This is a genomic window from Gemmatimonadota bacterium, assembly GCA_016704275.1.
Lineage (GTDB): Bacteria > Gemmatimonadota > Gemmatimonadetes > Gemmatimonadales > GWC2-71-9 > Palsa-1233.
Genome location: JADJAK010000005.1, coordinates 112,429 through 124,868, shown reverse-complemented (window position 1 = coordinate 124,868; position 12,440 = coordinate 112,429). Strand labels below are relative to the sequence as shown.

General features: G+C 69.0%; 11 protein-coding genes. 4 read left to right on the top strand and 7 right to left on the bottom strand.

All coding sequences use genetic code 11. The annotated features are described in order from the left end of the window. Window positions 1-55: 55 nt before the first annotated feature. Genes IPG05_11295 through IPG05_11280 form a run of 4 tightly spaced genes read left to right on the top strand, consistent with a single transcriptional unit; the run spans window position 56 to window position 5,448 of the window. The gene (locus IPG05_11295) at window positions 56-646 is read left to right on the top strand and encodes a phosphoribosylglycinamide formyltransferase (protein ID MBK6495663.1); all 591 of its coding nucleotides are present in this window, start codon (window positions 56-58) and stop codon (window positions 644-646) included. A gap of 22 nt (window positions 647-668) precedes the next feature. After that, a complete protein-coding gene (gene purH, locus IPG05_11290) occupies window positions 669-2,198 on the top strand; it encodes a bifunctional phosphoribosylaminoimidazolecarboxamide formyltransferase/IMP cyclohydrolase (protein ID MBK6495662.1) in 1,530 nt (509 codons plus the stop codon). Between the two features lie 54 nt (window positions 2,199-2,252). Further along, on the top strand, window positions 2,253-4,409 hold the full coding sequence (locus tag IPG05_11285; GenBank protein MBK6495661.1) for a DUF2723 domain-containing protein: 2,157 nt from the start codon (window positions 2,253-2,255) through the stop codon (window positions 4,407-4,409). A gap of 10 nt (window positions 4,410-4,419) precedes the next feature. Next, on the top strand, window positions 4,420-5,448 hold the full coding sequence (locus IPG05_11280; GenBank protein ID MBK6495660.1) for an oxidoreductase: 1,029 nt from the start codon (window positions 4,420-4,422) through the stop codon (window positions 5,446-5,448). On the opposite strand, the gene IPG05_11275 is transcribed toward IPG05_11280, so the two are convergent. From IPG05_11275 to IPG05_11245, 7 genes are all read right to left on the bottom strand, one after another. Then, window positions 5,445-6,281: a 2,3,4,5-tetrahydropyridine-2,6-dicarboxylate N-succinyltransferase gene (locus IPG05_11275; GenBank protein MBK6495659.1), complete on the bottom strand. Its 837-nt coding sequence runs from the start codon at window positions 6,279-6,281 to the stop codon at window positions 5,445-5,447. The two genes, IPG05_11280 and IPG05_11275, sit on opposite strands and share 4 nt — an antisense overlap. Continuing rightward, complete coding sequence (locus IPG05_11270) at window positions 6,278-7,168, bottom strand: 4-hydroxy-tetrahydrodipicolinate synthase (protein MBK6495658.1); 891 nt, start codon at window positions 7,166-7,168, stop codon at window positions 6,278-6,280. The genes IPG05_11275 and IPG05_11270 overlap by 4 nt, the downstream gene beginning before the upstream one ends. 2 nt (window positions 7,169-7,170) lie before the next feature. Then, entirely contained in the window at window positions 7,171-7,833 is a 663-nt protein-coding gene (locus IPG05_11265; protein MBK6495657.1) for a 4-hydroxy-tetrahydrodipicolinate reductase, read from the bottom strand. Window positions 7,834-7,859: 26 nt separating this feature from the next. Continuing rightward, complete coding sequence (gene lysC, locus IPG05_11260; protein ID MBK6495656.1) at window positions 7,860-9,206, bottom strand: lysine-sensitive aspartokinase 3; 1,347 nt, start codon at window positions 9,204-9,206, stop codon at window positions 7,860-7,862. After that, a complete protein-coding gene (locus IPG05_11255; protein ID MBK6495655.1) occupies window positions 9,203-10,213 on the bottom strand; it encodes a M20/M25/M40 family metallo-hydrolase in 1,011 nt (336 codons plus the stop codon). The genes lysC and IPG05_11255 overlap by 4 nt, the downstream gene beginning before the upstream one ends. A 206-nt stretch (window positions 10,214-10,419) precedes the next feature. Continuing rightward, a complete protein-coding gene (locus tag IPG05_11250; GenBank protein MBK6495654.1) occupies window positions 10,420-10,938 on the bottom strand; it encodes a PepSY domain-containing protein in 519 nt (172 codons plus the stop codon). Beyond that, on the bottom strand, window positions 10,935-12,422 hold the full coding sequence (locus IPG05_11245) for a TRAP transporter large permease subunit (GenBank protein MBK6495653.1): 1,488 nt from the start codon (window positions 12,420-12,422) through the stop codon (window positions 10,935-10,937). The genes IPG05_11250 and IPG05_11245 overlap by 4 nt, the downstream gene beginning before the upstream one ends. Between the last annotated feature and the right edge of the window lie 18 nt (window positions 12,423-12,440).

Below are 12,440 nucleotides of genomic sequence, written 5' to 3'. Positions count from 1 at the left end.
CGGAAGGAACGGGGATCCCCCGCATTCCGGGGAGGCCCCGTTAGATTGGAGGGCTGTGAGCTATCGTGTGGCAGTGGCGGTCTCGGGCCGCGGAAGCAACCTGCTGGCGCTCTGCGACGCCCCGGGCACGGGGGCCGACGTGGTGCTGGTGCTCAGCGACCGCGACGCCGCGGCGCTCGAGACGGCCGAGCGGCGTGGCATCGCCGCGCACCGGCTCCACGACCACCAGGATGGGGCCGAGTGGCTGGCCGCGCTCGAGGGCGGCAGGGTCGACCTGGTCGTGCTGGCGGGCTATCTGAAGCTGGTGCCGCCCGAGGTCGTGGCGGCCTACCGTGGTCGGATCATCAACATTCATCCGGCGCTGCTGCCCAGGCACGGTGGCCCGGGCATGTACGGAGAGCGAGTCCACGCGGCGGTCTTGGCGGCGGGCGACACGGAGAGTGGCGCCACCGTGCATTTGGTGGACGAGGCCTACGACCGCGGCGCCATCCTCGGGCAGGCCCGAGTGCCGGTGCAGCCGGGCGACACGCCCGGGTCGTTGGCCTTGCGGGTCCTGGCCGCCGAGCACCGGCTCCTGCCCGCGGCCGTGACGGCGGCGGCGAGCGCCGGACGACCGGTCCCGTTTGATCTTCCCCCTGCGGTCTGATTCCGCACCGGAGTTTGTGACGATGCAGCGTGCCCTGATCTCGGTCAGCGACAAGCGTGGTGTAGTGGCCTTTGCCCAGGAACTCATTCGCCTGGGATGGGAAGTGGTCTCCACCGGCGGCACCGCGGCGCTGCTCCGGGACGCCGGCTGTTCGGTGACCACCGTCGACGAGATCACCGGGTTCCCCGAGATCCTCGACGGTCGCGTCAAGACGCTCCATCCAGTGGTCCACGCCGGGCTCCTCGCTCGCCCCGATCGTCCCGAACATGTCCGGGTCATGAAGGAGCACGGCATCGCCTCCTTCCAGCTTGTCGCCGTGAACCTCTATCCCTTCCGCGCGACGATCGCCCATCCGGACGTGTCGTTCGAGGACGCGATCGAGAACATCGACATCGGCGGCCCGTCGATGCTGCGCTCCGCCGCGAAGAACTTCGAGTTCGTCCTCCCGGTGGTCGATCCGCGCGACTATGGTCAGGTCCTCGAATTGGTCGCCGGGGGCGAGATCCCGCTCGAGGTGCGCCAAGGCTTCGCCGCGAAGGTGTTCACGCACACCTCCGACTACGACAATGCCATCGCCGGCTACCTCACGCCGCGCCAGGATTCGCTCCCGGAGCGAATCGCCCTGGCGATGGAGCGGCGCCAGGTGCTCCGCTACGGCGAGAACCCGCAGCAGCGCGCCGCCCTCTACGTGACCGAGGAGCCGCGTGGCATCGGTGACCTGACGCAGCGGCAGGGGAAGGAACTCTCCTTCAACAACCTGCTCGACATCGATGCCGCCATGGCGGCCGTCGCGGCCTGGAGCCACGATGTCGCCTGCGCCGTGATCAAGCACACGACGCCCTGCGGCATCGCCCTGGGGCGGAGTGCCACGGAAGCGTTCGAGCGGGCGCGCGCCACCGATCCGACCTCCGCCTTCGGCTCCGTCATCGCCTTCAACACCGTCGTGGATCGCCCCGCCGCCGAGGCGATGCGCGACCTCTTCATCGAAGTGATCGCTGCCCCGGCCTTTCATGCCGACGCCCTCGCGATCTTTGGCGAGAAGCGGAACCTCCGCATCGTCGAGCTCCCCGTCCCCGTCGGCCACAGCAGCCTCGATTGGAAGCGCATTCGCGGCGGCTTCCTGATCCAGGACCAGTTTGCGTTCGACCACAGCGAGGATGGCTGGTCGGTCCCGACGAGCCGCACGCCGACGGCCGAGGAGATGATCGACCTCCGCTTCGCCTGGGCGGCCGTGGCCACCGTGAAGTCCAACGCGATCCTGTTGGCCCGGGGCGAACAGGCCCTCGGCATCGGCGCCGGGCAGATGAGCCGTGTGGATGCCTCCTTCCTCGCCGTCCACAAGGCACGGCAGGCCGGACACCACCTGGATGGCGCGGTACTGGCCTCCGATGGTTTCTTCCCCTTTCCGGACGGCGTCGAAGCCGCGGCCGAAGCGGGGGTTCGAGCGATCATCCAGCCCGGTGGCTCGATCAAGGACCCCGACGTGATTGCCGCCGCGGATCGCCTTGGCATTGCCATGGTGATGACCGGCGCCCGAATGTTCCGCCATTAAGTCGCGGCTCGACCAACCACCACCTTGACCTCCCCCACCGCACCGGAGCCACGCGTGTCCGATACGCCCGCCGAACGCCCGCCCTACCTCTGGGCCGTCGCCACCTTCCTGGTGGTGTTCGTGGTGTACCTCATGACCCTGTCGCCGACCACGGCCTTCTGGGACACGTCGGAGTACATCGCCGCCGCCAAGGTGCTTGGCATCCCGCACCCGCCGGGCAATCCGCTCTTCACGCTGATGGCGCACGCCTGGGGACTCCTGCCGCTGGCGGCGGAGTACTCGGTGCGGATCAACCTCTTCGCGGCGATCACCAGCGCGGGCGGTGCCGGGCTCTGGTTCCTGGTGGCGGAGCGGTGGTTGCGGCCGATCCTCCCGACGGCGCGCGGCCCGCGCATCGCCTCGGCGTTCGCCGGCGTCTTCGCCTCGGCGATGGCGTGGACCGTGTGGAATCAGAGCACGGTGAACGAGAAGGTCTACACGGTGTCGCTGCTCTCGATCGCGATGGTGGTCTGGTGCATGGTGCGCTGGGCCGACGAGCCGGCCGGTGAGCGGCGGGATCGCTGGGTGGTGGCCGCGGTGTATCTCACCGCCTTGTCCTCGACCAACCACATGATGGGCGTGCTGGCGATGCCCGTCGTCGGCATCTATGTGCTGATGACCGATTGGCGCGTCATGCTCCGCCCGCGTGTCATCGCCGCGGTGGCATTGGCCGTCGTGGTCGGGCTCTCGCTCAACTACGTCTACCTGCCGATTCGCGCCGGTCAGTATCCGCCGATCAACGAGGGCGAGCCCGTCGGCTTCTTCTCGCAGGCGCTCAAGGATGTCCTCGGCCGCGTGCAGTACGGCAAGCCGGAGCTCTCGCTGCGGCAGTCGCCGCTCTCCGCCCAGTTGACCAACTACTGGACGTACTGGAGCTGGCAGTGGGGCCGCGACCTCGGCGCCTTCCGCAGCCTGATGGTCGGCATCTTCACGGCCACCACGCTGGGCGGCGTCCTCGCCTTGTTGCGTCGCGACAAGCGGGCTGGCCTCGCCGCCGGGGCGCTGTTGTTCACCGTGACTCTGATGCTGATCTACTACCTGAACTTCAAGTACGGCTACTCGTTCCAGGTCAACAACGCCGCGATCACGCAGGAGATGCGCGAAGTCCGCGAGCGTGACTACTTCTTCGTCGTCTCGTTCGCCTTCGTCGGGGTCCTGATTGCGGCCGGCCTCGCCGCCACCATCCGCTATATCGGCGAGATGCTGGGCGATCGGGTAAGCGACTCGCGGCGCTGGCTGGTCGGCACGCCGGTGCTGCTGCTCGGCCTGGTGCCGTTCTTCGGCAACCGCGTCTCGGCATCGCGCGCCCACGAGACGCTGGCCCGCGACTTCGCCATCGACATCCTCGAGTCGGTCGAGCCGTACGGCATCCTGATCACCGCCGGCGACAACGACACCTTCCCGCTCTGGTTTGCGCAGGAGGTGCTCGGCATTCGCCGTGACGTGACGCTGGCCAACCTCTCGCTGATGAACACCGACTGGCACCTCCGGCAGATCCGCCGCCGCGAGACGCCGACGTTCGACCCCGCGACGGCCGCCGCGCTCTGGCGCCCGCGCAGCGACGCCGACACGGTGCCGCTCGGTGCTCCGGCCGCGGCCAACTGGGTCAAGCCGACCAACACCGTCTTCGCGATGACGACCCAGGGACTGGATTCGCTGCCGGAGTATTCGCAGACGCCGAAGAACGCCGGGATGATGATCGACTCGCTCGTGCTCCGCTTTGGCGGCGAGTACATGACGCGGAGCGACATCGCCACCGCGCTCCTCATCCGCGACAACCTCGGCAAGCGGCCGATCTACTTCTCGTGGAGCACCGGCAACTATCCCGACGCCTCCCTCGGCCTCCGGCCGTACCTGCTCTCGCAGGGGATGGTGCGCCAGGTGATGCCGCGACCGATCACCGAAGGTGGCGCCATCCGGATGACGCAGAACTTTTCCTGGGTCGACGTGGCCCGCACGCGGGCGCTCCTCTTCGGGGTGTACCATCCGGAAGCCGCCGCACGCGAGCGTCCCGCAGGATGGGTCGACGAGCCGTCGGCCTCGATTCTCGGGCTGTACTATCTGGTGTATGGTGGCGGCGCCGAGGCCTTCCGGCAGTTGGGAGACAGCGTGACCGCCGCGAAGGCCGACTCGCTCACCGTCCGGATGCGGAAGTCGCTCCCCAATTACTGAGGTGATTCGCATGCGTCGTTTCGCCGTCGTCGTCGCGTTGGTTCCGGCCGCCCTCGCGGCTCAGGCCCCGGTCGTCACCGAGCAGACGAGCGGGACCACTGCCCTGCTGCAGGCGGTGGCGGCCGTGAACGAACAGGTCGCGTGGGTCAGCGGCCACAAGGGAACGGTCCTGCGGACGCGCGACGGCGGCACGACCTGGGAACTGAAGGCGGTGCCCGGCGCGGAGACGATGGAGTTCCGCGACGTGCATGCGTTCAGTGCCGAGGAGGCATGGTTGCTGGCCGCCGGACCGGGGGCCAAGTCGCGGATCTACCACACCACCGATGGTGGCGCACAGTGGACGCTGCAGTTCACCAACGCGGACACTGCGGCGTTCTTCGATTGCTTCACCTTCTTCGACACGAAGCACGGCGTGGCCTTCAGCGACGCGGCCAACGGCCGCACCATGATGATGCGAACCGAGAACGGCGGCGCGTCGTGGAACCTGCTCCCTGCCAACGCCCTCCCCGCGCCGCTGGCGAGTGAGGGCGCCTTCGCCGCGAGCGGCGGCTGCCTGGTGAGTCAGGGGAAGTCGAACGCCTGGGTGGCCACCGGCGCGCCGGAAGGGCGCCTCCTGGTCACGACCGACGGCGGCAAGCAGTGGAAGCCGGTGCCGACGCCCTTCGTGAAGGGTGACGGCGCCGGGATGACGGCGACCTCGTGGCTCGACGCCAAGCGCGGGATCGGCGTCGGCGCACGCATTGCCCAGATGCGCACTGACACCGCCTCGGCGGTGGTGGGCGTGACCGATGATGGCGGCGCGACCTGGACCATGCGCCCCCGCCCCGCCGTGCGCGGCTCGTTCTTCGGGGTGTCGTGGGTGCCCGGGGCCGATCGCAACACCGCCGTCGCCGCGACGCTCGCCGGACTGCTGGTGACCCGTGACGCCGGCGTCACCTGGACGGCTGCCACCCCCAGCCAGTACTGGAGCGTGGGCGGCGTGGGCCGGACCGCCTGGGGCGTCGGCCCCGGCGGCCGAATCACCAAGCTCGGTTTCTAGCGGATCAAGTCTTCGAGCTGCACCGCCGCGTCGGTGCGCTCGTCGCGGTACTTGACGATCACGGGCGCGTACAGCGAGATCCCGCGCGCCTGCCCGCTCCCGTGGGTCACCGACCGGCTGCCCGGCACCACGACGGCCCCTTCCGGAATCTCCAGCGGCGAGTCGCCCTCACGCCGCAGGATCCGGTCGTGGACCAGGTCCACCACCGCCGTCCCGCCCGTCAGGAGCACACCGGGGGCGAGCACCGCACGCTGCCGCACGATCGTCCCCTCGTACACCCCACAGTTCCCTCCCACCAGCACGTCGTCCTCGATGATGACCGGCATCGCCCCGGCCGGCTCAAGCACGCCACCGATCTGGGCTGCCGCCGAGAGGTGCACGCGCTTGCCGATCTGCGCACAGGAGCCGACGAGCGCGTGCGAATCGATCAGCGTCCCCTCGTCGACATACGCGCCGACGTTCACGTAGGCGGGCGGCACCACGATCACGCCGCGCGCGAGGTAGCTGCCCTCACGCACCGCGGTGCCGCCTGGCACGATGCGGATCCCTTCGTCGATGGTCGTCGCGCGGACGCCGAAGCTGTCCTTGTCGAAGAACCGCATCGGCCCCGCCGTGCCCGCGTCGACGAGCACGCCAAGGCGGAAGCCGAGCAGGATGCCGCGCTTGACCCAGCCGTTGACGCGCCAGGTCCCATCGGCGTCGCGCTCAGCGGCACGGATCGTCCCCTGGTGCAGCGCCAGCTTGAGGGAGGCGAAGGCGCGGCGCGCCTCGTCCTCGCGCCCGGGTGGAACCTGGTCCAGGAACGGGGCGAGCCGGGTTTCGAGAGAATTCACGCAGAGACTCCAAGGCGAGAGGACATCGGGAGAAAGGGCGCCATGCGCTCACGGAGCGGAGCGGTGGCCGACAGGAGCGGGAGGCGCACGGTGTCACTGATGCGCCCCTGCATCGCCAGCGCGGCCTTCACCGGAATCGGGTTCGCTTCGGTGAAGAGCAGGTCGATGAAGGGGAGGAGCGGAAGCAGGTCGGCACGCGCGGTGACGAAGTCGCCCGCGCGCGCATGCCGGACGATTGTGGCGATCGTCCGGGGCAAGGCGTTGCTCGCCACCGAGATGAGGCCCCGTGCACCAGACGCGATCGCCGGGACGACGATGTCGTCATCACCGCACAGCACCGCGAAGGCACTCGGCGTCTGGGCCACCAGGTCCATCACCCGGCGCACGCCGCCACTCGCCTCCTTGATGCCTCCAATCCGGGGATGCTCTGCGAGGCGGGCCACCGTCTCCGGACGCAGATCGACCCCGGTCCGTCCGGGGACATTGTACAACAGCAGCGGGAGGTGGATGGCGTCGGCGATGGCGCGGAAGTGTGCTTCGAGGCCGGCCTGTGTCGGCTTGTTGTAATACGGGGCAGCACTCATGATGCCGGCGACACCCATGGCGGCCTGCGCCTGCGCCTCATCGACGGCTCGGGCGGTGGCATTGTCAGTCGCGCCTGCGAGGACGGGGACACGACCGGCCGCGGAGCGCACGACGGTGGCCGTCACGGCCAATCGTTCGTCCAACGAGAGCGTCGCGGCCTCTCCCGTGCTGCCACAGGCCACGAGGAAGTCCACCCCTTCCTCGATCTGCCAGTCGACCAGCTGCGCCAGCGCCTCATGGTCGACGTCGCCCTGAGGACTGAAGGGCGTGACGATCGCCGTACCGGTTCCGTTCGGGAGCATGATCAACCCTCCTCGAAGAGTGCATCCAGCGTGAACACACCGCGTCGGCCACGCAACCATCGGCCGGCGGTCACGGCCCCTGCCGCGAAGACGCGACGATCCCGCGCCACATGCCGCAGCGTGATCGATTCGTATGGCGCATCGAGCACCAGCTCGTGCTCGCCCGGGATCGAGCCGGCCCGCACCGAGGTGATGGGCCAGTCGCGCGTCGGGTCGCCCGCGCGTGCCGCCTCCTGCAAGCGGAGTCCCGTGCCCGACGGGGCATCACGCTTGGCCGCGTGGTGGCGTTCGTGGAGAAAGCCGTCGAAGGCCGCCTGACCCGCCGACGCACTCGCGAGCACGCGTGCGGCATGGAGGAAGAGGTGAACGCCGATTGCAAAGTTGCTGGCGGCCAGCAAGGCGCCGGGGCCATCTCGCCACGACGCCTCGATCCCCTCGCGCGCAGCGTCCCAGCCGGTCGTCCCGCACACCACGGCGAGGCCGAGCGGCTGCAGTGCCCGCAGGTTGTCGACGACCGCCTCGGGCGTGGAGAACTCGAACACCACGTCGACGCCGGTCAGTCGGGCGGCAGTGATGGCCTGCCCTGCTGCATTCTCGCCACGGGCAATCGTGGTGACCACCGTCTCGCCGGCCGCCTCTGCTTCCGCCCGAATGGCCTGCGCCATGCGGCCGCTCCCGATCAACGCGATCCTCACGTCGGCACCCCGAAGAAGGCGCGATGGAGGGCACGGACCACGCGGGGGCCGTCCTCCTCGCGCACGATGAAGGTCAAGTTGGATGCCGATGCGCCGAGCGAAATCATCTCGACGTTCACATCGGCGATCGCCTGGTACACCCGCGCGGCAATGCCCGGCGTGTCCCGAATGCCACGCCCCACCACGGCCACGATGCTGCGGCCCTCGCGCAGCGTGACCTCACCGATCGGCGCGAGGTCCCGCATGACCGCCTCCAGACGGGGGGATGGATCGACCGTGAGCGAGACGGAGACCTCGCTGGTGGCGAGGACGTCGACCACGATCTCATGGCGCTCGAACACCTCGAAGATCTGCCGCAGGAAACCGAAGGCACCGAGCATCCGTGCCGCGCGGACCTGCATGACCGCAATCCCGCGCTTCGAAGAGATCGACCGGATCGGTACCGTGGCGTCGTACTCGGTCTCCGCGATGATGCGGGTGCCGGGTGCCTCGGGGGCGAAGGTGTTGCGGATCACGATGGGGATTCCCGCTTCCACCAGCGGCAACTGGGTCGCCGGGTGCAGCACCTTGGCGCCGAAGGCCGCGAGTTCCGCGCTCTCATCGTAGGTCGCCTCGGCCAGCACCAGCGCCTCCGGGACGATCCGCGGATCGGCGGTCATCAGCCCGCTCACGTCTGTCCAGATCTCCACCCGCTCGGCCTCGAGCGCAGCGCCCAACAGCGCGGCGGAGAAGTCGGAGCCACCGCGACCGAGGACGGTGGCAGCACCAGCCTCGGTGGCGCCGATGAAGCCCTGCGTCACGGGGAGCGCGCCCGAGGCCAACAACGGCGCCAGCTGCGCGTGGGCGAGCGTACGGATCGCGGCCTGATCGGGAATGGCAGCGCCGTACCGCGCATCGGTGCGAACCACGCGTCGCGCATCGAACCAGGTGGCGGGGAGCCCCCGCTTCTCCAGCGCCGCCGCCACCACCACCGACGAGAGCAGCTCGCCCACCCCGACCACGGCGTCCTGCCAGCCGTCCTGATCCTCGGCGGGTACGGCACCCAGGATCGCGGACAACGCGTCGAGCCGCGCGCAGAGTGGCCCAGCCACCTGCTCCGCGATGCCGAGGTCGGTGGCGACCGCCAGATGCCGCGCGCGGAGCGCCTCACCCCCGCTCGTCACGGCGGCGGCATCGCCCTGCGCCGCGGCGCGGCTGAGCCGGAGCAAGGTATCGGTCACCCCGGAGAGCGCGGAGACGACGACGAGTGGCCGTTGGTCGGCCGCGTTGGCCACCGCCGTCCCCAGCGCCGTGATGGCGCGGGCATCGGCCACGGACGTTCCCCCGAACTTCATGACGATCATCGCGCGTCGCCGGCGAGCAGGGTGCGTACGAGCGCAACGTATCGGTCCACGCCGGCGCGCAACTCGGCGACCGGGATCTGTTCGTGATCGGTATGGGCGACATGAATGGTGCCGGGGCCCAGCTGATAGCCGGTCCCCCACGCCGAGAGCAGCGGCAGGTCGGAGGCGAAGGCCACCGTGATCTCTTCCCAGCCGGGCAAGGATGGTGACCGGAGCGCGGGGACTTCGAGCGGGAACGCCACGGCGACGTCGGGACCCGCCGCGGCGAGGATCGCGGCCCGAATCGGCGCGCCTGAACCGACGAGCCGGACCATCAACTCGGCCCGGGCCGACGGCGCGATCACATTGGGTGCCTCGCCCCCCACGACCCGGCCGATGTTGAGCGTCGACGGGCCGAGCTGCGGATCGACCGGCCACTCGATGGCGCGAATCCGTTGCAGCGCATCGAGCAGCTGGTCGATCGCCGAGCGCCCGAGTTCGGGGTACCCGGAATGCGCGGCCACCCCGCGCGCCTCGACGGTCACGCGCAGTGCGCCCTTCTGCGCGGTGGCGAGACGATTCCCCGTCGGCTCGCCATTGATCAGGATGCGCCCCTTCGGCGTCAACGTGGCTGCGGCGAGTGCCCCGTCCGAACCGTTCTCCTCTCCAACCACGAAGAGCAGCCCCACCCGGTCCTCTCCCTCGGCGGCGAGCCGCTCCGCGGCCACGATCATCGCGGCGGCAAGGCCCTTGGCGTCACAGCTTCCGCGACCAAAGAGGATCCCATCTGCCTCGTGGGGCGGGAGGTATGGCGGCACCGTGTCCAGGTGGGTGGAAAGCACCACGACCGGCTGCCCGCGCGTGGCGTAGAGGTTGGCGCGATCACCGTCGAGCGGCTGCCGCTGCACCGACCAGCCGCGGTCGGCCAACAGGACGGCAACGGCCGTCACGACAGCCCCTTCCGATCCGGTCACCGACGGAATGCTGATCAACCGTGTGGTCAGCTCCACGACATCGAGTTGGGTCACAAAAAAATCCCCGCCGGACAGTGAGTCGGGCGGGGCTCCACGAGTGGGGAACGGGACTGGCGTGCTACGCCGGAACCGACCACGTCGTGTGACCCCGACCCGCGCACTTCTTGGCGCGGGTCGGGACACACTTCTTGGTCACCTGCAGCAGCGTTGGCTTCATGATGCGGTCAATCGTAGGGAGTGGATCGCGCGGGCACAAGGGGTCACGCCTCCGCGCGCTTCCGCCGTCGGGCACCGATCGGCAGCCACCAGAGATAGACCCCGGTGAGCCAGAGCCCGAGGACGATGACACCGGCAGGCAGGAAGAGGAAGAGCTTGGCATTGGGATGAAACCACGAACCATCGTGCAGTGACTCGATGAGGTCCGAGCGTCGATAGGCCACTTGCAGTACTTCACCCGTGGCCTGATCCAACTGCAACTCCCAGCGATTCTTGCCGATGACCTTGATGATCCCCTTGCCGGGCCTGACATCGAGCCGGTCGATGTCGCTCCAGGCAGTGATCCCGGTCTGCGGATGCTTGGCGGCGGCCTCGAGGATCGCGGCGAAGGGAATGCCCGGCACCTCGTTCGCCGTGCGCTGTTCGGGCGGCTGGATCCAGGCGAACTGCTTCTTGGTCTGCAGCAGGATGCCGGTGACGACCACCACGAGAAACGGCAGCGCCACCAGGAGGGCGCCGCGTCGGTGCAGTTGCCGATTGGCCACGCGCGGATTGATGGTCATGCCGGGCGAACCTTCGCCACCACGCCAAGCAGGGCCGCAACCGCCAACGACGCGTACAGTGCGGCGTGGTAGTCGAAGAAGATCATCCCCGACAACCACGCGGAGGAGATCACCAGGGTGATGAGCGTGGTGGGAATGGCAAAGTGACAGAACTCGCGGAAGGAGATCCGCACCTGACGGCGTGCCGCGAGGTCGAGTGTCGTCACGTTCGCCGAAGCGCCGATCGGGGTCGCATTGCCGCCGAGACAGGCACCGAGCGCGAGTGCCCACCAGACGACGTCAGCACCAGGGGGCAACGTCGGGATGAGCTCGTGCAGGATCGGAATGGAGACGGCCACGAAGGGGATGTTGTCGATCAGCGCCGACAGGCCCGCCGCAGCCCACAGAATCAGCAAGGCGGCGAAGAGCAGCGTGCCCTCGGGGCCGAGGGCGAAGCTGCTCCGTCCGGCATCGATCGCCGCCGCAAGGGAACCGGCAAGGGTGGCGATGAGCCCGGTCTCAACCCCGGCGCCCACCACGATGAACAGGAAGGCGAAGAAGACCAGCGTCGGCCATTCGATCTCGTGCTCGATGATCCCCAGGATGCCGTGGACCCGCTCCTCGCCCGAGGCGTGATGCTTCCGCACGTAGAGGCGATCCTGGAGGATGAGCGCGGCGGCGGCACCGATCGTGGCCGGGACCGCCGCTGGCATTCCGGTCACGCCGTGCGTGAGAAAGCCGACGAGGATGAAGGCGCAGATCCACCCCATCCCGCGTAGCAGTGTGGGGTCGACGATCGTGGCGTCCGAGTCCGCCGCCGCCGGATCGCCGATCGATCGTGGGGTGGTCCCGGTGAGTTCCGCGCGGAACCACCGCGTCGCGAGGAGTTGCAGGGCCACCATCATGACCAGCACCGGCGCGCTCAGGTGCATGAGGAAGTCACCGAAGGAGAGACCGGCGCCGGACCCGATCATGATGTTCGGCGGGTCGCCGATGAGCGTCGCGGTCCCGCCGATATTGGCCGCCATGATCATCGGCATGATGAACGCCATCGGGGCCACGCCCAGCTGCGCCGCCAGCCCGAGCGCGATAGGGGTCACGAAGATCACCGTGGTGACGTTGTCCAGAAATGCCGAGGCGATCGCGGTGAACCAGGCGATCAGGATCATGATCCGGGCGGGCGAATTCCCGGCACGGTGGACCAGTCGCGCGACCGCCCACCCGAAGACCCCCGTCGATTTGAGCACGCCAACGACGGCCATCATCGAGGCGAGCAGTAGAAGGACATTCAGGTCGAGCGCGCGCGCCGCACCCTCGAACGAGATCAGGTGGTAAGGCGTGAGGTAGGTGATGCCCCAGAGCAGCGACACCGCCCCGAGCGCCACCAGCACGCGATGCGCCTTCTCCAGCGTCAGCAGGAGGAAGAGCAGTACCAGGGTCACCGCCACGATCCCCTGCGAGAGCGGGTCGGTGGTGCTGGTCAGCAGATGGCTGGATTCAGGCATGGCACCCGAGAGCGAAGG